This window comes from Neorhizobium sp. T7_12 (assembly GCF_002968535.1).
In the GTDB taxonomy this organism is placed as follows: domain Bacteria; phylum Pseudomonadota; class Alphaproteobacteria; order Rhizobiales; family Rhizobiaceae; genus Neorhizobium; species Neorhizobium tomejilense.
The window spans coordinates 16,994-42,933 of sequence record NZ_PVBK01000032.1; the positions used below are offsets into that span (position 1 = coordinate 16,994).

The 25,940-nt window shown below is 62.6% G+C and carries 20 protein-coding genes and 1 pseudogene; 4 read left to right on the top strand and 17 right to left on the bottom strand.

Annotated elements, in window-relative coordinates:
- Positions 1 to 3: 3 nt before the first annotated feature.
- The 14 genes from C5J26_RS31450 to C5J26_RS31515 all read right to left on the bottom strand — a co-directional run bounded on the left by C5J26_RS31450 (position 4) and on the right by C5J26_RS31515 (position 15,517).
- Positions 4 to 1,011 (bottom strand): ABC transporter ATP-binding protein, encoded by a 1,008-nt coding sequence (locus tag C5J26_RS31450; protein ID WP_105405345.1) that lies wholly within the window; start codon positions 1,009 to 1,011, stop codon positions 4 to 6.
- Positions 1,008 to 1,997, bottom strand: a complete 990-nt coding sequence (locus tag C5J26_RS31455) for an ABC transporter ATP-binding protein (protein WP_105405346.1) — start codon at positions 1,995 to 1,997, stop codon at positions 1,008 to 1,010. The genes C5J26_RS31450 and C5J26_RS31455 overlap by 4 nt, the downstream gene beginning before the upstream one ends.
- Positions 1,994 to 2,938 (bottom strand): ABC transporter permease, encoded by a 945-nt coding sequence (locus C5J26_RS31460; RefSeq protein WP_105405347.1) that lies wholly within the window; start codon positions 2,936 to 2,938, stop codon positions 1,994 to 1,996. The genes C5J26_RS31455 and C5J26_RS31460 overlap by 4 nt, the downstream gene beginning before the upstream one ends.
- Entirely contained in the window at positions 2,935 to 3,906 is a 972-nt protein-coding gene (locus C5J26_RS31465) for an ABC transporter permease (protein ID WP_046637975.1), read from the bottom strand. Before C5J26_RS31465 ends, C5J26_RS31460 begins: the two co-directional genes overlap by 4 nt.
- Before the next feature lie 10 nt (positions 3,907 to 3,916).
- Positions 3,917 to 5,071: an acetylornithine deacetylase gene (argE, locus tag C5J26_RS31470; protein WP_105405348.1), complete on the bottom strand. Its 1,155-nt coding sequence runs from the start codon at positions 5,069 to 5,071 to the stop codon at positions 3,917 to 3,919.
- Positions 5,071 to 6,678, bottom strand: a complete 1,608-nt coding sequence (locus tag C5J26_RS31475) for an ABC transporter substrate-binding protein (protein ID WP_105405349.1) — start codon at positions 6,676 to 6,678, stop codon at positions 5,071 to 5,073. Before C5J26_RS31475 ends, argE begins: the two co-directional genes overlap by 1 nt.
- 320 nt (positions 6,679 to 6,998) lie before the next feature.
- Positions 6,999 to 8,960 (bottom strand): 3-hydroxyacyl-CoA dehydrogenase NAD-binding domain-containing protein, encoded by a 1,962-nt coding sequence (locus C5J26_RS31480; RefSeq protein WP_105405350.1) that lies wholly within the window; start codon positions 8,958 to 8,960, stop codon positions 6,999 to 7,001.
- A gap of 8 nt (positions 8,961 to 8,968) precedes the next feature.
- A complete protein-coding gene (locus tag C5J26_RS31485) occupies positions 8,969 to 9,364 on the bottom strand; it encodes a RidA family protein (protein ID WP_046637978.1) in 396 nt (131 codons plus the stop codon).
- Positions 9,342 to 9,773: a thioesterase family protein gene (locus C5J26_RS31490; protein ID WP_105405351.1), complete on the bottom strand. Its 432-nt coding sequence runs from the start codon at positions 9,771 to 9,773 to the stop codon at positions 9,342 to 9,344. The genes C5J26_RS31485 and C5J26_RS31490 overlap by 23 nt, the downstream gene beginning before the upstream one ends.
- A gap of 8 nt (positions 9,774 to 9,781) precedes the next feature.
- Positions 9,782 to 10,957, bottom strand: a complete 1,176-nt coding sequence (locus tag C5J26_RS31495; protein ID WP_105405352.1) for an acyl-CoA dehydrogenase family protein — start codon at positions 10,955 to 10,957, stop codon at positions 9,782 to 9,784.
- Complete coding sequence (locus tag C5J26_RS31500) at positions 10,957 to 11,799, bottom strand: enoyl-CoA hydratase family protein (RefSeq protein ID WP_105405353.1); 843 nt, start codon at positions 11,797 to 11,799, stop codon at positions 10,957 to 10,959. Before C5J26_RS31500 ends, C5J26_RS31495 begins: the two co-directional genes overlap by 1 nt.
- A 59-nt stretch (positions 11,800 to 11,858) precedes the next feature.
- The gene (locus C5J26_RS31505) at positions 11,859 to 12,305 is read right to left on the bottom strand and encodes a cupin domain-containing protein (RefSeq protein WP_105405354.1); all 447 of its coding nucleotides are present in this window, start codon (positions 12,303 to 12,305) and stop codon (positions 11,859 to 11,861) included.
- Between the two features lie 43 nt (positions 12,306 to 12,348).
- Positions 12,349 to 13,161, bottom strand: a complete 813-nt coding sequence (locus tag C5J26_RS31510; protein WP_105405355.1) for an SDR family NAD(P)-dependent oxidoreductase — start codon at positions 13,159 to 13,161, stop codon at positions 12,349 to 12,351.
- Positions 13,162 to 13,171: 10 nt separating this feature from the next.
- Positions 13,172 to 15,517 (bottom strand): bifunctional salicylyl-CoA 5-hydroxylase/oxidoreductase, encoded by a 2,346-nt coding sequence (locus tag C5J26_RS31515; RefSeq protein ID WP_105405356.1) that lies wholly within the window; start codon positions 15,515 to 15,517, stop codon positions 13,172 to 13,174.
- 297 nt (positions 15,518 to 15,814) lie between these two features.
- Between C5J26_RS31515 and C5J26_RS31520 the strand changes: the two genes are divergently transcribed.
- The 4 genes from C5J26_RS31520 (at position 15,815) to C5J26_RS31535 (ending at position 23,572) form a co-directional block, all read left to right on the top strand.
- On the top strand, positions 15,815 to 17,971 hold the full coding sequence (locus C5J26_RS31520; RefSeq protein WP_105405357.1) for an indolepyruvate ferredoxin oxidoreductase subunit alpha: 2,157 nt from the start codon (positions 15,815 to 15,817) through the stop codon (positions 17,969 to 17,971).
- Between the two features lie 3 nt (positions 17,972 to 17,974).
- Positions 17,975 to 19,522 carry an indolepyruvate oxidoreductase subunit beta family protein gene (locus tag C5J26_RS31525; RefSeq protein ID WP_105405358.1) on the top strand — a complete coding sequence of 516 codons (1,548 nt, stop codon included), beginning with the start codon at positions 17,975 to 17,977 and terminating at the stop codon, positions 19,520 to 19,522.
- A 100-nt stretch (positions 19,523 to 19,622) separates the two neighbouring features.
- Positions 19,623 to 22,205, top strand: coding sequence for a bifunctional lysylphosphatidylglycerol flippase/synthetase MprF (gene mprF / locus C5J26_RS31530; protein ID WP_105405359.1), 2,583 nt, complete (start codon positions 19,623 to 19,625; stop codon positions 22,203 to 22,205).
- Complete coding sequence (locus C5J26_RS31535; protein ID WP_105405360.1) at positions 22,202 to 23,572, top strand: virulence factor family protein; 1,371 nt, start codon at positions 22,202 to 22,204, stop codon at positions 23,570 to 23,572. Before mprF ends, C5J26_RS31535 begins: the two co-directional genes overlap by 4 nt.
- A gap of 5 nt (positions 23,573 to 23,577) precedes the next feature.
- Here the strand turns inward: C5J26_RS31535 and C5J26_RS31540 are convergent, their stop codons facing one another.
- The 3 genes and pseudogenes from C5J26_RS31540 to C5J26_RS33470 form a co-directional block, all read right to left on the bottom strand.
- On the bottom strand, positions 23,578 to 24,087 hold the full coding sequence (locus tag C5J26_RS31540; protein ID WP_105405364.1) for a MarR family winged helix-turn-helix transcriptional regulator: 510 nt from the start codon (positions 24,085 to 24,087) through the stop codon (positions 23,578 to 23,580).
- Between the two features lie 29 nt (positions 24,088 to 24,116).
- Complete coding sequence (locus C5J26_RS31545; protein WP_105405361.1) at positions 24,117 to 25,706, bottom strand: NAD(P)/FAD-dependent oxidoreductase; 1,590 nt, start codon at positions 25,704 to 25,706, stop codon at positions 24,117 to 24,119.
- A gap of 68 nt (positions 25,707 to 25,774) precedes the next feature.
- Positions 25,775 to 25,940, bottom strand: a pseudogene (locus tag C5J26_RS33470) (cyclase family protein); the annotation flags it as partial.

Genomic DNA, 25,940 nt, shown 5'->3' on the forward strand with positions numbered 1-25,940 from the left:
AATTCAGGCCATCCTGACCTGTGCGGCTGGCGGAAAGACCGTCGCGTCCGACAGATCAAGATCGAAATGACAGCGGAACATGCCACCGCTCTCGGTCGCTTTCTGCGGCGGCGAGGTGTTGCGGCAGATCTCCTGCGCGAAGGGACAGCGGGTGTGGAAACGGCAGCCGGAGGGCGGGAAGGCCGGGTTCGGCAGCTCGCCAGCAATCGGATGCAGCGAGCGGTCGCTGGTATCCATGTCCGGCGCGGCATCGATCAGCAGGCGCGTATAGGGATGGCGCGGCTTGCGGAACAGCTCTTCCGACGTCGCCTCCTCGACCAGTTCGCCGAGATACATGACGCCGATCCGGTCGGCCATGATGCGCACGACCGAGAGATTGTGAGTGATGAACAGGCTGGTGAGGTGGAGGTTCTTCTGCAGGTCGCGCAGCAGATTGAGAATCTGCGCCTGCACCGAGACGTCGAGCGCCGAAGTCGGCTCGTCGAGAACCAGGAAGTCCGGTTCTCCGGCAAGCGCCCGGGCGATGCAGATACGCTGCCGTTGGCCGCCTGAAAATTCCTGCGGGTATTTTTCGGCGTCCGCGGCGGAAAGGCCGACCTGGACCAGCAGTTCATCGACACGGGCACGGATCGCGGCGCTACCGGTGCGCAGTTTATGCACCCGGATCGGCTCGGCGATGATGTCCTCGATCGTCCAGCGGCCGTTGAGCGAGGAATAGGGATCCTGGAAGATCATCTGCAGGCGCGACTTGTTGCCGGATGCATTGGGCGGAAAACTGATCTCGCCGGATGTGGGCGCCATCAGGCCGGAGACGAGGCGCGCCAGCGTGGACTTGCCGCAACCGCTTTCGCCGACCAGGCCCATGGTCTCGCCATGGCGGACGGTGAGGCTGACGTCGCTGACGGCCTTCGTGCCGCCGCTCTCGCTCTTCTTCAGCCGTTCGATAAGGCTCTGGTTGCGGCGGTAGACCTTGCTGACGTGATTGAGGACGAGGAAATCGGAAGCGCTCATGCGGGCACCCTTTCCAGCGGATGGAAACAGGAAAAGGCGGAGCTTTCCTGGCGATAGAGCGGCGGTATCGTCGCGCGACAGTCACCCTCCGCCCTGAAGCAGCGCGGGTTGAAGGCGCAGCCGGGTGGAACCGCACCAAGTCCCGGCATGGCACCGGGGATCTGGTCGAGCCGCATCTCGCCCGTGGCCGACGGCATCGGCGTCGCCCGGATCAGGCCGCGCGTATAAGGATGTCTAGGGGCATTGAACAACTCGCCGACCGGGCCGATCTCGGCGACGCGTCCGGCATAAAGCACGGCGACGCGATCGGCCATCTTGGCGATGACGCCAAGGTCGTGGGTGATCAGCATCATGCTGACATTGCTTTCGCGGTGCAGGTCGCGCAGCAGTTCGAGGATATGGGCCTGGACGGAGACGTCGAGGGCCGTGGTCGGCTCGTCGGCGATGACCAGAACCGGGTCGGCGCAGAGCGCCAGAGCGATCACCACGCGCTGGCGCATGCCGCCGGAAAGCTGGTGCGGATAACGTTTGAACTGGACGTCCGGATTGGGCAGGCCGACGCGGTCGAGCCAGTCGTGCGCCCTCTTTTTCGTCTGGTTGCCACCAAGCTTCAGATGCGCCTGGATGGTGTCGCAGAGCTGCTGGCCGATCGTGATCACCGGGTTGAGGCTGGTCATCGGGTCCTGGAAAACGAAACCGATCCGCCCGCCGCGCACGCCGCGCATCGCCTTTGGGGACAATTGGTCGAGCCGTTCCCCGGCAAGGGTGATGGTGCCGCCGGTGCGTTTCAGCGGCGGCACGAGAAGGTCGATGATCGCAGCGCCGGTGATCGACTTGCCGGCGCCGGATTCGCCGACGATGCCGAGCACTTCGCCCGGATTGACGAAAAAGGAGACCTTGTCGAGCGCGGTGACCAGCCGCCCTTCGCGATTGATGGTGACGGTGAGGTCGCGGACGTCGAGGAGGGGAGCGGTTGCGTTGATCATGAGCGGCCCCGCAGGCGCGGATTGTAAACATCGCGCAGATGGTCGCCGAGGATGTTCACCGAAACGACGAAGAGGACGAGGATCAGGCAGGGCCAGACCGAGATCCACCATTCGCCCGACTGCAGGAAATTGTTGCCGTTGCGGATCAGCGTGCCGAGCGACGGCGAGGTGACCGGAATGCCGATGCCGAGGAAGCTCAAGGTCGCCTCGGTGATGATGGCGATGCCGAGATTGATGGTGGCGATGACCAGAACCGGGGCCATGACGTTCGGCAGGATATGCAGGACGATGATCGCGACATTGCTGCGACCGGTGATGCGGGCGGCGGAGACATAGTCCTGGTCGCGCTCGATCATCACGGAGGAGCGGATGGTGCGGGCATACTGGACCCAGAAGGCGATGCCGATGGACATCACGACGATCGCGATTGCGGTGCCGACGCTGCGTTCGGTGCCGAGTGCCGCACGGGCCGCACCGTCGATGATCATCGCGAGCAGCAGGGCCGGATAGGCAAGCTGCACGTCCGCGACGCGCATGATGAAGGCATCCACCTTGCCGCCGACGAAACCGGCGATCAGGCCGAGGCTGCCGCCGAGGACGAGGCCGATGGTGACCGACAGGAAGCCGACGATGATCGAGGTGCGCATGCCATAAGCCATGGCGGTGATCAGGTTGCGGCCCTGGTCATCGGTGCCGAGCGGGAAATCCGGAGAACCGTCCGCCATCCATGCCGGCGGAATGAAACTGTCCAGCACCGACATGCCGGAAAATTCGAACGGGTTCAGCGAGAACAGCGGCACGACGAAGGCGTAGACCAGCAGCGCGAAGATCACCATGGCACACAACGTGGCGCCGGGCGCCTTGCCCATGGCACGCAAAAGCTTGGCGCCTCTGCTGCGGCGAGCTGGGCCGGCTGCCGGGATGTTGACGACTGGCGTCATGATTGCCTCCTCAACACACGGGCGTCGATCAGCGGATAAAGCAGTTCGACGATCAGATTGATGACCATGAAGACCAGCCCGACGAAGATGAGATAGATGGCGATGACCGGAATGTCTGCGCCCTGGATCGATTGCAGGAACAGCGAGCCAAGGCCCGGCCAGGCGAAGACGTTTTCGGTCACCACGGAGAAGGCGATGATGTTGCCGAGCTGCAGGCCGAGCATGGTGATGACCGGCAGCAGCGTGTTCTTGATCGCATAGACATACCAGATGCGCGCTTCCGACAGGCCGCGGGCGCGGGCAAAACGGATGTGCTCGCTCTGGCCAACTTCCATCAGCTGGGTGCGCAGCATGCGGATGATGAAGGCGACCTGGAAGGTGGAAAGCGTCGCTGCCGGCAGGAGGATCGCCCGCCAGCCGGAGACGGTGAGGAGCCCGGTCTTCCAGAAGCCGAGATCGACCACCGTGCCGCGCCCGAACGACGGGAGCAGGCCGAGCTGGACGGAAAATACCGCGATCAGCAGGATGCCCACGACGAAGTTCGGAAGCGTGATGCCGGCGGTCGAGATCAGCATGATGAAGCGGCCGAACAGCGAATTCGGGTTGACGCCGCAATAGATGCCGGCCGGTACGCCGACCACGATGGTGATCAGCAGGCTGACGAAGGCGAGCTCGACGGTCGCCGGCAGGCGTTCGGCGATCAGGTTGGCGACCGGGTCCTGGGTGCGATAGGAGAAGCCGAAATCGCCCTGCAGCATGTTGCCGATGAAATGCAGGAAGCGCGTCCAGAGGGGCTGGTCGAGGCCGAGCTTGGCGATCAGTTCCAGCCGCTCGTTGACGGTCGCGTCGGCGGAGAGGAGGGCCGCCAGCGGGTCGCCGATATTGGCGACCAGCAGGAAGGCGATGAAGCTGATCACCAGCAGGACGATGATCGTCTGCACGATCCGTGACGCGGCATAATTCAGCACGACAAATTCCTTAGCAGCAGCTATCCCCGAGCCGGTCGAGGAAGATGGCGCATTTCTCGAGCTCGGAAATCGCAACCGATTCGTCCGGCTGATGGGCGTCGGCGATATCTCCCGGACCGATGACGACCGAGGGGACGCCGGCGATCTGGAAGATGCCCGCTTCCGTGCCATAGGAAACATAGCGGGGTTCGGTGCGGCCGAGAAGCGCCAACAGTTCCGCATCGAGCGTCGGGTCGTTATTGGGCTTGAGGCCCGGGATGCTGGCCTGGACGTCGAAGACGATGCCGCAGGACGGATCGATCGCCTTCATGGCCGGTTCGAGCCTTTCGGCCGCAAAACGCTTCATGTGGTCCAGAACCTCATAGGTGTTCTGACCCGGGATGAGGCGCATTTCCCAGAAGAACTCGCAGTTTTCCGAGACGATATTGCCATGCAGGCCGCCCCTGATGACGGTGACCTGGGTGGTCGAATAGGGCGGGTCGAGCCCTTCGAACTGCGGGCCGTTGCGCATGTCCTCTCGGATGCGGTTGATTTCGGCGATCATGTCGCCGGCGACCATGACGGCGTTGACATAGCGGTCGGGCTGGGAGGAATGGCCGGGCTTGCCCTTGATGCGGCACCAGCCGATCAGACCGCCCTTGTGGGCTGCGATCATGTCCATGCTGGTGGCTTCGCCGATGACGGCAAGCCGCGGCTTCAGGTCGCTCTGGCCCACCCATTCGGCCATCGAACCGACGCCGGTGCAGCCGACCTCCTCGTCATAGGAAAAGGCGAGGTGGATGGGCTTCTTGAGGTTCTTGGCGGCAATGCCCGGCACGGCTGCCAGGCAACAGGCGAGAAAGCCCTTCATGTCGGTGGCGCCGCGACCGATCAGGCGGCTATTCGTTTCCCTGAGCGTCCACGGATCGCCGGTCCAGGCCTGGCCTTCGGTCGGCACCACATCCGTATGGCCGCTGAAGATGATGCCGCCGGGCGCTTCCGGGCCGATCGTGATCAGCACGTTTGCCTTGTCGCCCTCGGGATTGGCAAAGCGCCGGACACGCCCGCCGAAGGGGGCGGTCTGGGCTTCGACATATTCGATCAGGTCGAGATTGGAGACGGCGCTGACCGTGGGATAAGACACGAGGCTGGCAAGCTGCCTCGTTATATCGGATGCAATGGTCATTACTTCACCGTGAAATAACGCAGCGGATAGGCAAGGTCGGCCGGCTGGACGACGGTGACGTTGTCCTTGACGCCCCAGAGAATGTTCAACTGGTGGAGCGGAATGAAGGCGGCATCTGCCTTCATGAGCTTGAAGGCCTGGGTGATATAGCCGGTGCGCTTGGCCTGGTCGGTCTCCTTGCCGATCAGGTCGATCAGCTTGTCGACTTCCGGATTGGAGTAACCACCGATGTTGAAGGCGCCGAGGCCGCTCTTGGGATCGCGGGTGGCGGCGATCGAGGTCAGGAAGATGTGCGCGTCATAGGTGGCCGGCGAATAACCGAGCATCGCCATGCTGGTATTGTATTCCGGCGGGTTGACCTGGGTCGCCCACTTGGCGGTCGGTTGGGCGCGCGGATCGACCTTGATATTGATGCGGGCAAGCGAGGCGGCGACAGCAAGGCAAGTCGCTTCGTCGTTCATGAAACGATCGCTGGTGCAATCGAGCGTGACGGAGAAGCCGTTTTCGTAGCCGGCTTCCTTCATCAGCGCCTTGGCCTTGTCGACGTCGGGCTTTACCGGCGCGCCGAGGGCTGCGTCGAAACCGTTGACCTCCTTGCCGATCGGCAGGCCGACGGGGACAGAGAAGTTGCGCATGATGCGCTTCTGGATCGCGCTGGTATCGATCGCCAGTTCCATGGCCTGGCGGACCTTCAGGTCCTTGAAGGGGTTCTTGGTCTTTTCGCTGCCGAAGATCAGGCTGTCGCGGGCGACGTCGGGCTGGATGTAGATGGTGCGAAGGTCGGGGCCCGCCTGCATGTGCAGCTTCGCATCGTTCTCGATGCGCTCGGCATCCTGCGGCGGCACGCCGTCAATCATGTCGACTTCGCCGGAGATGAGGGCGGATACGCGGGTCGACGGGTTGGGGATCACGAAGAACGTCGCGTTGTCGACATTGCCGGTCTTCTTGTCCCACCAGCCCGGGTTCGGCGCAAAGACCGTCTTCACGCCCGGATCCCGCTCCTTGATGACGTAGGGACCGGTGCCCATGGCATTGCGGTTGGCAAAGGTCTCGGTGGCGTTGTTGGCCGCACCCGGCTGCACGGTGTTGTTCGCCTCGGCCCATTCCTTGTCCATGATGTACCAGTTGGTGATCTGGTTCGGCAGGATCGGGTTGATGGCGCGCGTCTTGATGCGGATCTTGTGGTCGTCGACCTTCTCGATCGACGCGATCGAATTGAGGTTCGCCTTGATGCCGCCGGCCTGACCGCGGGTCAGCGAGAAGATGACGTCATCGGCGGTAAACGGGTTCCCGTTCGAAAATTTCACGTCCTTGCGGAGATTGAATTCCCAGGTCGTGCCGTCCGTCTGCTTCCATTCGGTTGCCAGTGCCGGTTCGATCTTCTGCTCCGCGTTACGGCGCACAAGCGGCTCGTAGACATTGGCAAGAACGGCGAAGATCAGCGTGTTCGAAACCGCATGAGGATCGAGCGTATAGGCATCGAGCGGACCGGCGAACTTGAAGTCCGCCGCCCGGGCCATGCTTCCAAGCGGAGCGACAATCGCGGCTGCAGCGATGGTGCCCAGCAGCATCTTACGTTTGAATGCAGAAAACGGGAAAGGCATCATGATCTCCTAAGCGCGCCACGAGACAGTCGGAATACGGGACAACGATGCGGAAGATATCTTATAGTTAAAATATCTCGACGGAGTGAGCTCTGGAAGTGCGAGCATGCAGCGTTCCCTGTCGTTGTTTGGAGATGCCTACTTGCGAGGCTTGGGCAAACAATAGGCGAATTAAGGAAACATGCAAGCATGTTTGATCAAATGAGCGTAACTCTTTTGGATGGGTAAAACACAGGCACGTGGAAGCGTTTCCGCAGCCTTTAGCGGATCGAAATATTTCATATATTTCAGCATCTTAGTACTTGAGCGCCACCTGGGGGCGCTCAAGTCCTGGCAAACATTGGGCCGCCCTTATAAGCCGGGAAGCCGTAGCCATTGATCATCACCAGGTCGATATCGCTGGCGCGCGCGGCAATCCCTTCCGTCAGCAATGCCTCGCCTTCGAGAGCCATCGCGGCAAGCATCCTTTCGACAATCTCCCTCATGGAGAATGCGCGTGGGGTGATGCCCTTTTTGGCCCGAGCTGCTTCTATGATTGCGGTGACCTCCGGGTCGATGGTGCGCTTGCCCTCCGGATAAGCGTACCAGCCGCGGCCGGTTTTCTGGCCCAGGCGACCCGCCTCGCACAGCGTATCGGCAATCTCGACGTAGCGTGCCGAGGGATCGCGGGTCGCCGCCTGCCGTTTGCGGCGCGCCCAGGCGATTTCGAGGCCGGCCATGTCATAGACGGCGAAGAGGCCCATGGGAAAACCGTAGTCTTCCAGCGCAGCGTCGACCTCGTGCGGCAAGGCGCCGTCTTCCAGCAGGAATTCGGCTTCGCGGCGATAGGCGGAAAAGATGCGGTTGCCGATGAAGCCTTCGGTGACGCCGGTGACGACCGGCAGCTTGCGCAATTTCCTGGCGACCGCCAGCCCTGTTGCCAGCACGTCCGGCGCGGTCTTGGAGCAACGTACGACTTCCAGGAGGCGCATCACATGGGCGGGCGAAAAAAAATGCAGGCCGAGCACCCGTTCCGGATGCTTGGTCGCGGCGGCGACCTCGTCCGGGTTCAGGTAGCTGGTATTGGTCGCCAGCACGGCATCCGAACGGATCACCTTCTCGAGACGCTGGAAGAGATCGGTCTTGACCGCGAGATCGTCGAACACGGCTTCGACGACGAGATCGCAAGGGACGAGATCCAGATCCTCCGCGGTCACGGAAAGCCGCGCATTCTGGGCTTCGAAGCCGGCCTGGTCGAGGCGGCCCGAGGCAACATTGCGTTCCAGCAGGCCGATGATGCGCTGGCGGCCCTTTTCAGCGGCTTCCGACGTTTGATCGAGTCCGATCACCGAATAACCGGCGCCAAGGGCGGCGACAGCGATGCCGCTGCCCATCAGGCCAAGGCCGCAGATGCCGATGGTCTCGACCGGGCGAGGCTGGACGCCTTCCAGTCCCTCGACCTTCGAGGACTCGCGTTCGGCGAAAAAGACATGGCGCAGCGCTGCGGCCTCGCGGCTGTCGCGCAGTGTCAGGAAGGTAGCGCGTTCGTCCGCCAGACCTTCGGCAAGCGGGCGACTGGACGCGGTGACAAGCCGGACAGCTTCAGCGGGTGCCTTCTGGCCGCGCGCCTTGGCGAGAATTTTGACTGACGCCTTTTCGATTTCGGCCGGATCGGCAGCGGCGACATCCAGTTCGCCCGTGCGGCGGAGAGGTTTGCCAGCCAGCGCCAATACCGCGGATATTGCGGCCTCGATGAGATCGCCCGCGGCTACCTCGTCGATGATCCCGAGCTTCAGGGCTTCCTCGGCCTTCACCGAACGTCCGGAGGTGATGAGGTCGAGTGCTGCCAGAATGCCGATCAGGCGCGGCAGGCGTTGCGTTCCGCCGGCGCCAGGCACGATACCGAGTTTGACTTCCGGCAGGCCGACCTGTGCAGTCGGCGAGGCGATGCGATAGTAGCAGGCAAGTGCTACTTCGAGGCCGCCGCCGAGTGCCGCGCCATTGAGCGCTGCGACGACCGGCTTCGACAGGCCTTCGATCGTCTCGATGACATCAGGCAAGATCGGCTCCATGGCCGGTTTGCCGAATTCCTTGATGTCGGCGCCGCCGATGAACGTCTTTCCGGCGCCGGTGACGACGACACCGGTCACATCTGGGGCCGTTTCTGCGTGGGCGAGCGCTTTCTCAAGCCCACTGCGGACATCAACAGAGGTGGCGTTGACCGGCGGATTGTCGATCGTGACGACCAGAACTCCGTTGCGGGTCATGGTTGATACCGTGGCGGAAAATTCGATCGTCTCGTTCATGATCTGCCTCAGGCCGGAATGACGGCGGTCGCCTGGATTTCGATCTTGGCGCGGTCTTCCACCAGCGCCACGACCTGCATGGCGGCCATGGCCGGAAAGTGCTTGCCGATGATTTCCCGGTAGACCTGGCCGATGCCCTTGAGGTTGCCGAGATACTCGGCCTTATCGGTGAAATACCAGGTCATGGTGGTGATATGCTCGGGCCCGGCGCCTGCCTCGGCCAGCACGGCGACGACGTTCTGCAGCGTCTGCTTGACCTGGCCGACGAAATCGTCGGTTTCGAACTGGCATTGGCCGTTCCAGCCGATCTGCCCGCCGACGAAGACCTGGCGGCCGGTGGCGGCGACGCCGTTGGCGTAACCGATCGGTTTTGCCCAGCCTTCAGGCTGCAGGATGGTGTGCATTATTCTTCTCCAAATGCTGTGTCAGCGCTGAGCGCATATCGTCGGGCCAGGGTAGGGCCTTGTGGGTTTCGTGCGAGGTGGCGACCAGCCGCTGCCGGGCGGTCCAGAGCAACCTGTCGCCGGCCCGCACCTCGTATTCGAGATCGGCGGAACTGTTGCCGATCCGCATAACCTTGATGGTGAAATCCATCATGTCGCCATGGTAGCCCGGGCTCTTGAACGCGACGTCCAGCGTCACGGTCGGCACGCCGATCTTGCGGCGGCTGATCATGTCCGGCCAGGGCGAGCCGATCGCGCCGAAAAATTCCTCGCAAACGCCGACCATGATGTTCAGATATGAGGGGAAATAGGCGATGCCGGAGGGATCGCAATCTCCAAAATTCAATCGGCGGGACGTCGTGTAAGCCATGATCGTCTTCAGGCCTTCAACAGTTCGCGGGCGATGATGAGCTTCTGGACCTCGGTCGCGCCCTCATAGATGCGCAGCGCCCGGATTTCCCGGTAGAGGCTCTCGGTGATCTCGCCGCTCTTCACCCCGCGGCCGCCAAACATCTGCACCGCCCGGTCGATGACGCTTTGGGCGTTCTCCGTCGCGACCATCTTGGCCATGGCGGCCTCCTTGGTGGTCGGCAGGCCCTGCACGTCGCGGCGCCAGGCGGCCCGGTAGGTGAGGAGCGCGCCGGCGTCGATCTGGGCTGCCATGTCCCCGAAGGCGGCTTGCGTCAGTTGCAGATCGGACAGGTGATTGCCGAACATCGGCCGCGCCTTGGCATAGGCGAGCGCCTCATCCAGCGCGCGCTTGGCAAAGCCGAGAGCGGCGGCGGCGACGGAGGCTCGGAAAATGTCCAGGGTCCGCATAGCGATCTTGAAGCCTTCACCCGGCGCGCCCAGCAGGCGCGAAGCCGGGATGCGGCAGTTCTCGAAGCGGATCGTCGCCAGCGGATGCGGGGCGATCACATCGATGCGCTCGGCGATCGAGAAGCCGGGATCGTCGGCGAACACCACGAAAGCGGAGATGCCGCGCGTGCCGGGCGCCTCGCCGGTGCGGACGAAAACCGTGTAGACGTCGGCGATGCCACCGTTGGAGATCCAGGTCTTTTCGCCGTCGAGGATATAGTGGTCACCGTCCTTTCGGGCAGCGCAAGCCATGGCGGCGACATCTGAACCGGCTTCCTTTTCCGATAGCGCGAAGGCCGAAATCCATTCGCCGGACTGCGCTTTCGGCAGGACGGTTCGGCGAAGCTCCTCGGAACCGAAAAGGCCGATCGCGCCGGTGCCGAGGCCCTGCATGGCGAAGGCGAAGTCGGCAAGGCCGTCATGCCAGGCAAGCGTTTCGCGGGTCAGGCAGGCGGCGCGGCTGTCGATCGGCCGGCTGCCGCCGGCGCCGGTCGCCGCGTCGAGAAGGCCGGCATTTCCGAGCGCCTTGACGATCGTGCGGCAGGCGTTGTCCGTATCCGAATGGTCGATATGGCTCAGCGCGCCGGAAGCCGCGAAGGCATCCAGTTTTTCGGCGAGCGCCTTGTGGCTGTCGTCGAAGAAAGGCCAGTCGAGGAAATCGCGTGCCGGTCCTTTGAGGGTCGTGGGGTTGGCCATCAGTCGCCCTCGAAGACCGGCTTGCGCTTTTCGGCGAAGGCCTCGAAGGCGCGGCGGAAATCCTTGGTCGCCATGCAGATCGCCTGCGCCTGGGCTTCGGATTCGATCATCTCTTCGATGCCCATCGCCCATTCCTGGTTCAGCATGGTCTTGGTCATCGTGTGCGCGAACCACGGGCCGTCCGCCAGCGAATGGGCGAGCTTGACGGCCTCTTCCTCGAGAGCGTCACCAGGATGGATGGTATTGAAGAAGCCCCAGGCCTGGCCTTCATCGGCGCTCATCGAACGGCCGGTGAAGAGCAGTTCGGCGGCGCGGCCCTGGCCGATGATGCGCGGCAGGATCCCGCAGGCGCCCATGTCGGCTCCGGCAAGGCCGACGCGGGTGAAGAGGAAGGCGGTCTTGGTTTCGGGCGTCGCCAGCCGCATGTCCGAAGCCATGGCGAGGATCGCGCCGGCGCCCATGCAGATGCCATCGACCGCAGCCACGATCGGCTGCGGGCATTTCTTCATCGCCTTGACGAGATCGCCGGTCATGCGGGTGAAGGCGAGCAGGTCCGGCATCGCCATATGGGTCAGCGGCTCGATGATTTCGAAGACGTCGCCGCCCGAGGAAAAATTGCCGCCGGCGCCGGTCAGGACGATCGAGCGGATGTCGGAGGCGTAGACGAGATCGCGGAAAAGATCGCGCAATTCCGCATAACTTTCGAAGGTCAGCGGGTTCTTGCGCTCCGGACGATTGAGGCGAACCGTCCCGACGCGGCCGTTTTCGCTCACTTCCCAGAGGAAATGTTTCGGCTGGTAGTCGCGGAAACTGCGCTTCATGTCCTTCATCACGTCACTCATGTTTGTCTCCTCTCCTTTTCATCGACCGTCCCTTTCCGGGCGGCAGGACCTCTCCCGGGTCAGTCGTTGGCGGAGGGCGGCAGGAAATCCACCTCGTGCGCGGCGGAAACCTTCACGATCTCCTCCACGTCGGTCATTTCGTGCAGCTCTTCGAAAAGCTGTTGGAGCTTGCGGGCCGGGGAGACCCAGAAGAGCGCCCGGCACGGCTTGTCGGACTTGTTGAAGTAACCGTGAGGTATGCCGCGCGGCATGCGCACCAGATCTCCGGCCTTCGCCTTGACCCATTGGCCGTCGAGCTTCAGATCGAGTTCACCCTCCTGCACGAGGATGAATTCGTCCTGCGTCGGGTGGACGTGCACAGGCACGAACTGTCCCGGCAGACTGTTGGTTTCAAAGGCGAAGGTGTCGTCGCAGACAGCCTTTGGGAAATAGACCTGGCCGAGGATATTCCAGCTGGTGCCGTTATATCCGCTACCGCTCTCGGTTATGCCCTTTTCCAGTTCCATCCTGATCTCCCGGTTTTCGTTTTCTGGTTCATGCCGAGGCCGACTAGCCTGCCATGACTTCTCCCCCGGCAACTGCGATTGCCTGTCCGTTGATCGACGCTGCTCCGGGCGATGCCAGCCACAGAACCGTGTCCGCGACTTCCTCCGGCTTCACCAGCCGCCCCTGCGGATTGCTCCTGGTAAATTCCTGTCGCGCCTGCTCTTCCGTCCGTCCGGTCTTTGCTACGATCGTCTCGATCGAGCGGGCGATCAGCGGCGTGTCGGTAAAGCCGGGGCAGACGGCGTTGACGGTGATGCCGGTCCTGGCAAGCTCCAGCGCCAGGGAACGGGTGAGGCCGACGACGCCATGTTTGGCGGCCACGTAGGCCGAGACGTAGGCATAACCGGTGAGCCCCGCAGTCGAGGCGATGTTGATGATGCGGGCGCCCGCGCCAAAGGCCTTGAGATCCGGCAGCACGGCCTGGGTCACCAGGAACACGCCGGTCAGATCGACCGACATGACCCGGTTCCACATCTCCAGCGAGGTCTTCTCGAAGGGCGCGCTCGGGCCTTCGCCGGCATTGTTGACGAGGATATCGACAGGACCGAACGAGGCTCGCGCCGTCTTCAGGCCATTGTCGATGGCCATCTCGTCGGCGACGTCGAAACCGTCCGCGACGCAGACCTTGTCCCTGCCAAGCGTTGCGGCAAGTGCCTCCAGAGGTTCGGCCCGCCGGCCGGCGAGGGTCACCCGCGCGCCGGCTTCCACCAGCGCCGTCGCAATCGCCGCGCCGATGCCCGAGCCCGCGCCGGTGACGAGGGCGTGACGGTTGGCAAGTCTGGCGCTGGAAAGTCTGGCAGAGGGCGCTTCGCTCATGACGCGATCCTTATTTCGCAGCCGCCGGGCCGACAGACGGAGAGGCAACGGCGGCCGCAGCACGCGCGAGGTTGGTTTCGTATTGCGCCTTGCCGGAATAATACTGTTTCGGCCAGGGAATATCCGTCAAGCCGATCTTGGCCGCCTCGTGAAGAACCCAGGCCGGATCGGCGAGATGCGGGCGGGCGACGGCGCAGAGATCGGCGCGGCCGGCGGCGATGATCGAGTTCGCATGATCGGCCTCCGAAATCGCGCCAACGGCGATGGTCGGGATGCCGATCTCGTTGCGGATCTTGTCGGAGAAGGGCGTCTGGAAGAGGCGGCCATAGACCGGCTTTTCTTCCTTCCACACCTGGCCGGACGAGCAGTCGATCAGGTCGGCGCCGGCATCCTTGAACATCCGCGCGTAAATCGCCGCGTCTTCCGGCGTGTTTCCGCCCTCGAACCAGTCATGGCAGGAGAGACGCACGGAAATCGGCTTGTTTTGCGGCCAGACCTCGCGGATCGCCTTGAAGACTTCCAGCGGATAGCGCGCCATGTTCTCATGGCTGCCGCCGTATTCGTCGGCGCGGATATTGGTGAGCGGCGAAAGGAAGCTCGACAGAAGATAACCGTGAGCGCAGTGCAACTCCAACCAGTCGGCGCCGGCTTCTGCCGCATATCGGGCTGCCCGGACGTGGTCGGCCGTCACCCGATCCATGTCGGCGCGGTCCATTTCCTTCGGAACCTGGCTGGTCTTGAGGTAGGGGAGTGCCGAAGCCGAGATCAGCGGCCAGCCACCTTCTTCGACCGGCTGGTCGATGCCTTCCCAGGCGATCTTGGTCGAACCCTTGCGGCCGGCGTGTCCCAGCTGGATGCCGACCTTGGCGGCGGAATTGTCATGCACGAAGGTGACGAAGCGTTTCCAGGCGGCCGCCTGCTGCTCGTTCCAGAGGCCGAGGCAGCCGGGAGTGATCCGGGCGTCGGGCGATACGCAGGTCATTTCCCCAAATACGAGGCCGGCGCCGCCGAGCGCACGGGAGCCGAGGTGGACCAGATGGAAATCGTCGAGCAGCCCGTCCTTGGCGGAGTACATGGCCATCGGCGACATGACGATGCGGTTCGGCAGATAGGTCTCGCGCAGCGAATAGGGCGTGAACATCGGCGGCAGGGTGCGGCCGTTGCCGGTCACCTCGATGCCGTTTTTCCCGGCGAACCAGCGCTCGTAACCTTCCAGCCATTTGGGGTCGCGCAGCCGGAGATTCTCGTGGCTGATGCGCTGCGAGCGGGTCAGCATCGAATACATGAACTGTTCGGGCTCCAGCGTATCGGCATAACGCTGGCCGACCACTTCGAACCATTCCATGGCGTTGCGGGCGGCATTCTGGATGCGTGCGACATCGACGCGGCGGATTTCCTCGTAGGTTTCGAGGACTTCCGGGATCTTGTCCTTGGAATGGCCGAGCTTGTTGAACTGGTTGCTGAGCTCGATCGCATCGTCGATGGCGAGCTTGGTGCCGGAGCCGATGGCGAAATGGGCGGTATGGGCGGCGTCGCCCATCAGCACGACATGCGAGTTGCCGTTGAAATGGCTCCACTTGCCGCAGATCAGGCGGTTGAAGTTGAGCCAAGCGCTGCCGCGCAGATGCCGGGCATTGGTCATCAGTTCGGAGCCTTCGAGGACTTCCGAGAAGAGGTCCTGGCAGAAATCGATCGAGTTCTGCTGGTCCATCTGGCCGAGGCCGTGCTTTTCGTAAGCCTCTTCCGTGGTTTCGACGATGAAGGTCGAGGTCTTGTCGTCGAACTTGTAGATATGCGCCTGGAACCAGCCGTGGTCCGTCTTGCGGAAGTCGAAGGTGAAGGCGTCGAAGAGCTTGTTGGTGCCGAGCCAGATATAGCGGTTCGGGCGCACGACGAGATCCGGTTCGAAGACCGCCGGATAACGGTTGCGGATCTTCGAGTTGAAGCCGTCCGACGCAATGATCAGGTCCGCATCAGGATAATCGACATCGCCATTGGAATCGGTTTCAAAAACAAGCTCGACGCCGAGCGCCTCGCAGCGGCGCTGCAGGATGTTCAAGAGCTTCTTGCGGCCGATGCCGACGAAGCCGTGGCCGGAGGTGCGCTGGCGCGTGCCCTTGAACAGCAGCTCGATATCGTCCCAGTGGTTGAAGGCGTCCTCGATTTCGGCCGCACTTTCCGGGTCCCAGGCCTTCATCGACACCATGGTGGCGTCGGAGAAGACCACGCCCCAGCCGAACGTGTCGTAAGGCTTGTTGCGTTCGACGACGGAAATGGAATGCTCGGGATGCAGCTTCTTCATCAGGAGCGCGAAATAGAGACCGGCCGGGCCGCCACCGATACAGACGATGCGCATATCCAAGTCCTCCTGACGTTCAGTCGCTCATTATTTTAAGTTTAAACTATATGGCGTTTGATCGACCCGTCAAGCGGATTTGCGGCGGTTCCGGCAGTTTTCGCCAGGGATCAACCAAATAATATGCATCAGCATATATATTGATGGCTGTCGCTTGCCTCTCTGTCTTGCACGATGTTCGGTCACGGCAGTACTTGCTGTTCTGCCGGCATTTGTGAATTGACAAATGGCGGCTGCCGAAAATATGCTTTTGCAAATTATTATGGATTGAAGCCGATAAGGCGAAGGGGAAGTGCCATGGCCGAGCGATCTTTTGCGCGCGAAGTCGAGGATCTCAAGCTTGGAGAAGGCGAGATTTTTCGTGGGGAAGGCATTCTGGCCATCACCAAGGCGCTGCTGCAATCCGGCGTTTCCTATGTCGGCGGTTACCAGGGCTCTCCGATCTCGCATCTGATGGATGTGCTCGCCGACGCCAAGGACATCATGGAGGATCTGGGGGTCCATTTCGAGACCTCGGCCTCGGAAGCGGCAGCGGCGGCGATGTTGTCTGCCTCGGTGATGTATCCGGTGCGCGGTGCCGTGACATGGAAATCGACGGCCGGCACCAATGTCGCCTCGGATGCGCTCTCCAATCTTTCATCCGGCGGCGTCAATGGCGGCGCGTTGATCATCCTCGGCGAGGATTTCGGCGAAGGTTCTTCGATCATGCAGGAACGCAGCCATGCGTTCGCGATGAAGTCGCAGATGTGGCTTCTCGACCCGCGCCCCAATCTGCCGTCGATGGTCCAGGCGGTCGAGGATGGCTTCCAGCTATCGGAGGCGTCGAATACGCCGGTCATGCTGGAGGTGCGCATCCGCGCCTGTCACGTGCATGGTCAATTCGTCGCCAGGGATAACCAGCGGCCAAAATTCACACTTCGGCAGGCGCTGGAAAACCCGGTCCGCGACGTTAACCGCATCGTTCTGCCGCCTGCGAATTTTGCGCAGGACAAGGACAAGCTGGAGCGCCGTTGGCCGGCTGCCGTCAACTTCATCAAGGAAAAGAAGCTCAACGAGTATTTCGGCCCTGAGGAAGGCGAGATCGGCATCATCACGCTCGGCGGTCTCTACAACGGCGTCATGCGTGGCCTGCAGCAGCTGGGCTTGGCAGACGTTTACGGCAATTCCTCGGTGCCGATCTATGTGATGAACGTCGCCTACCCGACGATCGACGACGAAGTGGTCGATTTCTGTCTCGGCAAGAAGGCCGTGATCATGGTGGAAGAGGGCGCGCCGGAATATGTCGAGCAGACGCTCCATACGCTGATGCGCCGCCGCGACATCCAGACCCGCCTGCACGGCAAGGACATCCTGCCGCTCGGTGGCGAATATACCGCGCCTGTGATGATGAAAGGGCTGAAAACCTTCATCGAGATGTACGATCGCCTGCTTCTCGGCAACCAGCCGCCGGTACCGGATCCGAGCGATGTCCTCAACGATCCGAAGGTGAAGGCTCTGGCCGAAGTCGTGCCAGCGCGCCCGGCGGGTTTCTGCACCGGCTGTCCGGAGCGGCCGATCTTTGCGGCCATGAAGCTGGTCGAAAAGGAGCTCGGCGAACACCACGTCTCGGCCGATATCGGCTGTCACCTGTTCTCGATCCTGCCGCCCTTCAATATTGGCGGCACGACGATGGGTTATGGTCTTGGTCCTGCTTCCGCTTCCGCCTTCAATGTCGAGGCAGACAAGCGCTCGATTGCGGTCATGGGCGACGGCGGTTTCTGGCACAACGGCCTGGCGACCTCGGTTGGTAATGCGGTGTTCAACAAGCAGGACGGCGTCATCCTCGTCGTCGACAATTTCTATTCCGCGGCAACCGGCGGACAGGACATCCTGTCGTCACGAGCCGTCAACCCGAACCGCAAGACCAACAATTCGATCGTCAACGCGGTAAAGGGCATCGGCGCCACCTGGGTGCGCCAGATCGATCGCACCTATGACGTCGCCAAGATGCGCGACACCCTGAAGGAAGCGCTGACCACCAAGGAGAAAGGCCCGAAGATCATCGTCGCTTCCTCCGAATGCATGCTGAACAAGCAGCGCCGCGTCAAACCGCTCTTCAACCAGGCGGTCAAGGACGGCAAGCGGATGGTGAAGGAGCGTTTCGGGGTGGACGAGGACGTCTGCACCGGGGATCACGCCTGCATTCGGCTTTCCGGTTGCCCGTCGCTATCGGTGAAGCATACCGACGATCCGCTGAAGGACGATCCGGTCGCGGCGATCGACAACAGTTGCGTCGGCTGCGGCAATTGCGGCGAGGTTTCCGAGGCGGCTGTTCTCTGTCCTTCGTTCTATCGCGCCGATATCATCCACAATCCGACGGGCTGGGACAAGTTCCTCTCGAAATTCCGTAGCTCGGTGATCGGCTGGCTGCAGGCCCGCCGCGCCGCCGGCCGCGTCGTCTTTGCGGAGGCTTGATCGATGAACGAGACCGTGAATCTCAAGACGCTCTACGCTTCCGACAAGCCGCTGGCGCTGGCGATCATGGCCATGGGCGGCCAGGGCGGCGGCGTGCTGGCCGACTGGATCGTTGGCCTTGCCGAAGAGCAGGGCTGGATGGCGCAGTCCACCTCGGTGCCGGGCGTTGCCCAGCGCACCGGCGCGACGATCTATTACATCGAGATGCTGCCCGCCCGCGATGGCGTCTCGCCGATCTTTTCGCTGATGCCGACGCCGGGCGACGTGGATGTCGTGCTTGCTGCAGAGTTGATGGAGGCCGGCCGCTCCGTGCTGCGCGGCCTCGTCACGCCGGACAAGACCACGCTGATCGCCTCGACGCATCGCTCCTTTGCGGTCGGCGAAAAGGAAAAGCCGGGCGATGGCATCGGCGATCCGACCGTGGTGGTCGGCGCCACGGATTTTGCCGCCAAGCGCACCATCGCCTTCGACATGGACACGCTGGCGACGAAAAACGGCAGCGTGATTTCCGCCTCGATGTTCGGCGCTCTTGCGGCGGCCGACATGCTGCCTTTCCCGAAGGAAGCTTTCGAGGCGACCATTCGCGGCGGCGGCAAGGGTGTCGAGCCCAGTCTCAGGGCTTTCAATGCCGCCTATGAGCGGGCGAAAACCAAGCCGCGCGACGAAGTGGTCGCGATGGCGCCGAAGCGTTTCGACGTCATGCCTGAAACCGCCGGCCACCCGGATCTCGACCGGCTGGTGCACCGCCTGCGCGCAGAATTTCCGGAGGTCGCCTGGCCGCTGCTGTTTGCAGGCGTCAAGAAGCTCACGGATTTCCAGGATCCGGCCTATGCCAGCGAATATCTCGATCGGGTCGGCAAACTTCATGCTCTCGACCGTGCCAATGGTGGGGAAGACCGCGAATATGCCTTCACCGTCCAGTCCGCAAAATATGTCGCCGTCGCCATGGCTTATGACGATGTCATCCGCGTCGCGGACCTCAAGACCCGCGGCACCCGCTTCAATCGGGTCGCCAAGGAGGTCGGCGTTAAGCAGGACCAGATTCTCTATATGACCGAATACATGCATCCGCGCATGGAAGAGGTCGTCGGGACCATGCCGAAGCGGCTGGGTCTCTGGGTCGAAAACCGCCCAAAGGTCTTTGCCTGGCTCGACCGCCGTATCAACAAGGGCCGCCGGGTGCAGACAGGCACGCTGTTCTGGTTCCTGACGCTCTACACGCTTGCAGCCTTGCGCCGCACCCGCCGCGGCACGTTGCGTCACTCACGCGAAACCGAGCATCGCGAAGCCTGGCTCGACGCGGCGACCTCGCTGCTCCCGCGGAACTATGATCTCGCGGTGGAAGTGATCAACAATCGCCGGCTGGTGAAGGGTTATTCCGATACCCATGCGCGCGGGCTCTCGAAGTTCGACCGGGTGATGTCGGCGCTGACGAGCCTGAGAGATCGGGAAGACGGCGCGGCCTGGATGAAACGCCTGCGTCAGGCGGCCCTTCTGGACGAAAGCGGCATTGCGCTGGATGGCGCGCTGAAGACGGTCTCGACGCTTTAGGTTTTAAGCATAAAGACACATTATAGCCGCGATCCCGTTGCTTTTGCTGCGCATCTGACCAAACTCTAGATGCGTAATTTTTCCAGCACCGGCAGCCCACATGGAATCCACGGTTCGTCAGCCAAGTCGCTTTCGAGACATCCTTGAGACGTACCGTCCTTACCTCATCGCCCTGGCGGCGCTGGCGGTTTTCGCGTTCACGACATTTGCCATCTACAACCTCACCAACGAGGTGAGCTACGACGACGTCATCGAGGCGCTCGCCAATACGCGCTGGTCTTCGATCGGCCTTGCGGTTTTCTTCACGGCACTGAGTTTCGCGGCACTGGTCGGATACGACATCAACGCGATCACCTATATCGGCCGGACGCTGCCTTTCGTGCCTGTGGCGATCACCGCTTTCAGCGCCTATGCGGTCGGCAATACGGCCGGTTTCGGAGCTCTCAGCGGCGGGGCGATCCGGTTCCGCGCCTATTCGCGCCTTGGGCTTTCACCCGACGACATCGGCCGTGTCATTGCATTCGTGACGCTCGCCTTCGGCATCGGGCTTCTGGCAGTCACCGCGCTCGCGTCGCTGGTCACGGCGCCGAGGATAGGAGCAATCCTCGATGTCGACGGCATCTGGGTTCGCGCCGGCGCGATTGCGATCATCCTCGTGCTCATCGCTCTTCTGATCCTCGGGCGAGGCGGACAGACGGTATCCATCGGACGCCTGAGCATCCGCCTACCGGACAGCCGTACGTCCTCGCAGCAATTCCTGATCACGGCGCTTGATGTCGCCGCCTCCGCCTCGGTCCTCTACGTGCTTCTGCCGCAGACGGAAATCGGCTGGCCGTCCTTCCTGGCGATCTATGCGACCGCCGTCGGCCTCGGTGTCCTCAGCCATGTGCCGGCCGGTCTCGGAGTCTTCGAGACGGTGATCGTCGCGGCGCTCGGCAATACGGTCAGCCTCGATGAAGTGCTCGGCAGCCTCGTCCTGTATCGCGTCATCTATCATGTCCTGCCGCTGCTCATCGCAACGCTGGTGGTGATCGGCGTCGAAATTCGCCAACTTGCCCATCACCCCATTGCATCGACGCTTCGAAAGCTTGAATTCCGCCTCGCGCCGCCGCTTCTGGCGACCTTCTCGATGATCGCCGGCGCAATGCTGATCTTCTCGAGCGTGACGCCGACGCCGGATTCCGACATCAATTTTCTTGGCAACTACCTGCCGCTGCCGGTGTTCGAAGGCGCGCATTTCCTTTCCAGCATCCTCGGCCTGCTGCTGTTCGTCGCGGCGCGCGGCATCGGCCAGCGGCTGGACGGGGCGTGGTGGACAGCCATGGTCTGCACCTCTCTGGCGCTGGTTTTCGCCTTCATGCGGGCGATCGCGCTTTTCGAGGCGACGTTCCTGATCATCCTGCTGGTCAGCCTGTTCCTCAGTGCCAAGCAGTTCAAACGCCGGGCGTCGCTGTTCGGTCAGGTGCTGACGCCGAGCTGGATCGCTGCCATGTTCATCGTCGTCGCGGCGGCGATCACGGTGCTGCTCTTCGTCTATCGCGAAGTGGACTACAGCCGCGAGCTCTGGTGGCAGTTCGAATTTTCCGAGGAAGCGCCGCGCGGACTGCGTGCAGTCCTTGGCCTTGCGATTTTTGCGGCGACGATCTCGGTGTTCAGCCTGTTGCGGCCGGCGGCCCGGCGTTCGGCATTGTCCACGGCGGACGATCTCGAGCGGGCGATCCAGCTCGTCATGGCTCAGGACAATGCCGATGCCAACCTCGTCCGGATGGGCGACAAGCGGCTGATGTTCTCCGAGAGCGGCAATGCCTTCATCATGTACGGCATCCAGGGCCGCTCCTGGATCGCACTTTTCGATCCGATCGGGCCGCAGGAGGAGACGGCTGATCTGGTCTGGCGTTTCGTCGAGGAAGCCCGCGCTCGAGGCGGCCGCGCCGTGCTCTATCAGATTTCGCCCAGCCTCCTTTCGCATTGCGCCGACGCAGGTCTCAGGGCCTTCAAGCTCGGTGAATTGGCGATCGTCGATCTGTCCAGCTTCGACCTCAAGGGCGGCCGGTTGGCCGGGCTTCGTCAGGCCGTCAACAAAGGTGCGCGCGAAGGGCTGGAGTTTTCGGTCATCGAGCAGCCGGATGTGATGGCGCATATCGAAGAACTCCGGCGCGTTTCGGATGCCTGGCTCGAAGATCACAACACGCGCGAGAAAACCTTCTCGCTCGGCGCTTTCCGGGATGACTATGTCAGCGCCCAGCCGGTCGCGGTGCTCAAGAAGGAGGATCGTATCGTCGCCTTCGCGACGCTGTCGCTCACCGACACGAAATACGAAGGCACCGTCGATCTGATGCGCTTCATGCCGGATGCGCCGAAAGGCTCCATGGATTTCCTGTTCGTGAAGATTATGGAATATCTCCGCGATGCCGGTTATGGACATTTCAATCTCGGCATGGCGCCGCTATCCGGCATGTCCACACGCGAAGCGGCACTCGCCTGGGACAGGATCGGCAGCGTTGTTTTCGAGCACGGTGAACGGTTCTACAATTTCAAAGGGTTGAAGGCTTTCAAGTCGAAGTTTCATCCCGCCTGGGAGCCCCGTTATCTCGCTGTGGCAGGGGGCGTCAGCCCCGCCATCGTGATGATGGACGCGACGCTCCTGATCGGCGGCGGCTTGAGGGGAGTGGTTGGTAAATGATGTATCTGCGTTTTCTTGCTGTCGTGTTTGCAGCGCTGCTGTCCGGTGTCCCGATGGCGGCTGCCCAGGATCAGCAGGATTATCATACGGGCCTTATCCCGCAGCCGCGCATCCTCCTGCCGAACAATGGCAGCGAGCTCGAAGGCATCGTCTTCCTGATTTCAGGCGGGCAGGGCTGGGGGGCTCGGGAGGACACGGAGGCGCAGAAGCTGCTCGCTGCCGGTGCCGCCGTGGTCGGCATCGATTTCCCCTCCTACATCAAGTCGCTGGCCGCCGACGACGGCGACTGCATCTATATGGTTTCCGATATCGAGGACGTCTCCCAGCAGGTGCAGCGGCGGATCGGCAATAGCCAATACCGCCACCCGATCGTTGCCGGCATCGGAGAAGGTGGCGCACTGGCGCTGGCGATGATCTCCCAGAGCCCGAATGCGACGATCGAGGAGGCGATTGCCGTCGACCCGCTTGCCGGCGTTCCGCTTGCCAAGCAACTCTGCACGCCGGCTTCCAAACAGAAGGTCGGCAATCGCACGGTCTATGGTTTCGACGACGGCGCCCTGCCGTCCGTCGTGACGATCATTTCCACCGCGACCGCCGATACCGCCGGCAAGGCACATGGCCTTCGCCTGAAACAGGATCACCCCGAGGTCGAGCTTAGCAATTCGAGCGAGACTTCCGATGTGGCGCTCTCCCAGGCGCTTGCCGCTCGCATCGCTGCCGCGGGCCGAACCAACCAGCCGCTCGACCTGCCGCTGAACGTGCTCGAAGCCAAGCCGGCCATGAACACGATGGCGGTGATCTTTTCCGGCGATGGCGGGTGGCGAGACCTCGACAGCGAGGTGGGGGGCTATCTGCAATCCCAGGGGATTCCGACGATAGGGCTGGATTCTCTGCGGTATTTCTGGTCCGAGCGCACCCCCCAAGCGACGGCGGACGATCTGGCGAAGATTATCGAACATTATCGCCGGCAATGGGGCGTTCAGAACGTGTTGCTGGTCGGTTATTCGTTCGGCGCCGATGTACTGCCCGCCACCTACAACCTCCTGCCGGCCGAGGACCGGGCTCGCGTCAAGCAGATCACGCTGCTCGGCCTGTCGCATGAAGTGGACTACGAGATTTCCGTGACCGGCTGGCTTGGCGTTTCAGGCGACGGCAAGGGCGGCGATCCGATGACCGATATCGCCAAGATCGATCCGAAGTTCATCCAATGCGTCTACGGCACCGATGAGGACGACGATCCCTGCCCGACGCTGAAGGATAAGGGCGTCGAAGTCGTGCCGATCGAGGGCGGACATCATTTCGACGAGAACTACCAGGCGCTGGGCAAGCGCATCCGCGACAGCCTTCAGACACGGCTGACGAAATAGACCGATCAGATCTCGTGCTTGCGGATGTTGAGGAGGATCTTGTGAAGCGTGCCCGTGAAGGCGCGGTATTCCTCCTCATCGATGCCGTCGAACATCCGCAGCAGTGAACCGTACATGGTCGGCCAGAAGCGCCCGAACGCGGCGCGGCCTTCCTCGGTGATCGTCACATCGCGGATGCGCATGTCTTCGGCCCGCGGCGTGCGGCGGATGTAACCCTGGTCTTCGAGGGAATCGAGCGTACGGCTCATGGTCGACTGTTCGATGACGGCGAACACGGAGAGCTCGTTGATGGTGAGCGAAGCGGAGACGCTGAGGACGGCGAGCGTGCGCATCTTGGCGGTCGACAGGTCGTATTCGCGCAGTTCCTCCGCCATGTTGGAGTTCCAGCGGGAGATGATGCGGTTCATCAGATAGGGTGCGAAATGGTTGAGGCCGATCTCGCCCATGGTCGGCCGATTTTCCTGATCGCTCTCCTGGTGCCAGCGCAGCACCACGCCTGAAAACCGTTCTGCCATGAAATCCATGTCTCCTAGACCACGTCGTTTCAACGCAACGACGATGCGAGCAGAAAGCCGGAGCCGCCGGCAAGCCCCGGTCCCGGATGGGTCGAGGCGCCGATATGATAAAGGCCCGGCACGTGGGTGCGGTGGTTAACAGACGACTTGAAGGGCCGCCAGAGGAAAAACTGGTCGAGCCCGCAGAAGCCGCCATAGGGATCGCCACCGACGAGGTTCATGTTCATCGCCTCCAGATCGGCCGGCGAGTAGGCGCGTCGGGCGAGCTTGATTTCGGCAAAATTGTCGATGTGGCGGGAAAGCAGAGCCTCGACGCGGTCGGCATAAAGTTCGCGCAAGTCGTCGGTCCAGCGGCCGTCGGCAGGAGCGGTGATCTCACCGGCCGCATCGCCCTTGATGAAACGCGGCGCTTCGGGAAGCTGCAGCCAGAGTATCGACTTGCCGTCCGGCACGCGCGAAGGATCGAAGCTGGCGGGCTGGCCGACGCAGACGGTCGGCTCGGCGGGCAGCAGCCCGCGTTCGCATTCGTTGGTGGCGCGCGAGACGCCGTCGAGACCGGATGTCAGGTGCAGCAGCGCCACCTTGCCGAGGTCCGGATCACCCTTCCAGCGCGGCGGTGCGGAAAGGGCGTAGTGGATCTGCATGTTGCCCTTACCGTAGCGATAGCGGGCGACGCTGTGCTGTATCTCGGCAGGGGCCGGCTGTGGCCAGTCCTTGAGTAGTCGATCATAGATCTGGTTCGGGGTCGTGGAGCAGACGACGCCGGACGTGGCGTCGATCGTCTCGCCGCCAACCAGCCGCACGCCGGCGGCCTTATTGCCCGGGCCGGCAAGGATGCGTTCGACATCCGCCCCGATACGGATCGCGCCGCCCTGATCCGCGATCAGTTGCTCGAAGGCCGCGACGAGGTTGGCAGCACCGCCCTTGATGATCGGGCAGCCGGCGAGCTCGATCGCGAAACCGATAACTTTCAGCATTTCGGCCGAATAGGCGCTTTCCGGCGCCAAGCCGCAATGCAGGACCCAGGGAGCCCAGAGGGCGTGCGCGGCTTCGGATTTATAGGTGGTTTCGAGATAGCCGCGCGCTGGTGTCAGCGCATCGCCGAACCAGGCGGCGAGTTGGCGCAGGCCCTTGTCCCACCCCTGCCTGGCGACCGTCTTCAATGTGGTGCCGGACCAAAGGGCGCCGCCGAGCAGCGAAAACAGGAAGGCGGCATCGGCGCCGAGCGCATTCATTTCCTTGTCGAACGTCTTGCCGTCGCCGGCCGCGAGTGCCTCGAAGGTGGCGATATTGCGCTGGCGATCCTTGGAGAAGACGACGGAAGAACCGTCCGGCCGCAGCACCCCGGTCGGCAGGTCGGCATGGGCGAATTCGAGGCCTCGGGCTTCGAGGTCCTTGCCAAGCGCGGCATAGGCGGGAGACGTGAGGAACAGCACCATGGTGGTGGCCATCACGTCGTGGATAAAGCCGGGCTCGGTGATCTCTTCCGTGCGCAGGCAGCCGCCGATGCGGTCGCTGCGCTCCAAGATGAGGGCCTTCCTGCCCTTCTTGCCGAGCATGGCGGCGGCGACCAGTGCGTTGATGCCGCTGCCGACGATGATGTAGTCGAAATCCGCCATGCCGCCGCCCGTCTTCCTGCTGGATACGGAAAGGGCCGGAATCTTCTGGGTCCGGCCCTTCGACTGGATCAGGCGATCAGAGCCAGCGCCCGGACCGGCGAGCCGGTGCCCTTGACGAGCTTCAGCGGTGCGGCGATCAGCACGGCGCCCTTCGGCGGCAGCTGGTCGAGATTCGACAGCGATGCGAGGCCGTATTTGCCGGCGCCGTGCATAAGGTTATGGGCGGGGAAGGGT

Coding starts and splice junctions, on each gene's coding strand:
- C5J26_RS31545 (WP_105405361.1), bottom strand. CDS start 25,706: ATGGCGGATTTCGACTACATCATCGTCGGCAGCGGCATCAACGCACTG.
- C5J26_RS31520 (WP_105405357.1), top strand. CDS start 15,815: ATGGCCGAGCGATCTTTTGCGCGCGAAGTCGAGGATCTCAAGCTTGGA.
- C5J26_RS31540 (WP_105405364.1), bottom strand. CDS start 24,087: ATGGCAGAACGGTTTTCAGGCGTGGTGCTGCGCTGGCACCAGGAGAGC.
- C5J26_RS31495 (WP_105405352.1), bottom strand. CDS start 10,957: ATGGCCAACCCCACGACCCTCAAAGGACCGGCACGCGATTTCCTCGAC.
- C5J26_RS31535 (WP_105405360.1), top strand. CDS start 22,202: ATGATGTATCTGCGTTTTCTTGCTGTCGTGTTTGCAGCGCTGCTGTCC.
- C5J26_RS31510 (WP_105405355.1), bottom strand. CDS start 13,161: ATGAGCGAAGCGCCCTCTGCCAGACTTTCCAGCGCCAGACTTGCCAAC.
- C5J26_RS31475 (WP_105405349.1), bottom strand. CDS start 6,678: ATGATGCCTTTCCCGTTTTCTGCATTCAAACGTAAGATGCTGCTGGGC.
- C5J26_RS31485 (WP_046637978.1), bottom strand. CDS start 9,364: ATGCACACCATCCTGCAGCCTGAAGGCTGGGCAAAACCGATCGGTTAC.
- C5J26_RS31525 (WP_105405358.1), top strand. CDS start 17,975: ATGAACGAGACCGTGAATCTCAAGACGCTCTACGCTTCCGACAAGCCG.
- mprF (WP_105405359.1), top strand. CDS start 19,623: ATGGAATCCACGGTTCGTCAGCCAAGTCGCTTTCGAGACATCCTTGAG.
- C5J26_RS31490 (WP_105405351.1), bottom strand. CDS start 9,773: ATGGCTTACACGACGTCCCGCCGATTGAATTTTGGAGATTGCGATCCC.
- C5J26_RS31450 (WP_105405345.1), bottom strand. CDS start 1,011: ATGAGCGCTTCCGATTTCCTCGTCCTCAATCACGTCAGCAAGGTCTAC.
- argE (WP_105405348.1), bottom strand. CDS start 5,071: ATGACCATTGCATCCGATATAACGAGGCAGCTTGCCAGCCTCGTGTCT.
- C5J26_RS31480 (WP_105405350.1), bottom strand. CDS start 8,960: ATGAACGAGACGATCGAATTTTCCGCCACGGTATCAACCATGACCCGC.
- C5J26_RS31455 (WP_105405346.1), bottom strand. CDS start 1,997: ATGATCAACGCAACCGCTCCCCTCCTCGACGTCCGCGACCTCACCGTC.
- C5J26_RS31500 (WP_105405353.1), bottom strand. CDS start 11,799: ATGAGTGACGTGATGAAGGACATGAAGCGCAGTTTCCGCGACTACCAG.
- C5J26_RS31515 (WP_105405356.1), bottom strand. CDS start 15,517: ATGCGCATCGTCTGTATCGGTGGCGGCCCGGCCGGTCTCTATTTCGCG.
- C5J26_RS31505 (WP_105405354.1), bottom strand. CDS start 12,305: ATGGAACTGGAAAAGGGCATAACCGAGAGCGGTAGCGGATATAACGGC.
- C5J26_RS31460 (WP_105405347.1), bottom strand. CDS start 2,938: ATGACGCCAGTCGTCAACATCCCGGCAGCCGGCCCAGCTCGCCGCAGC.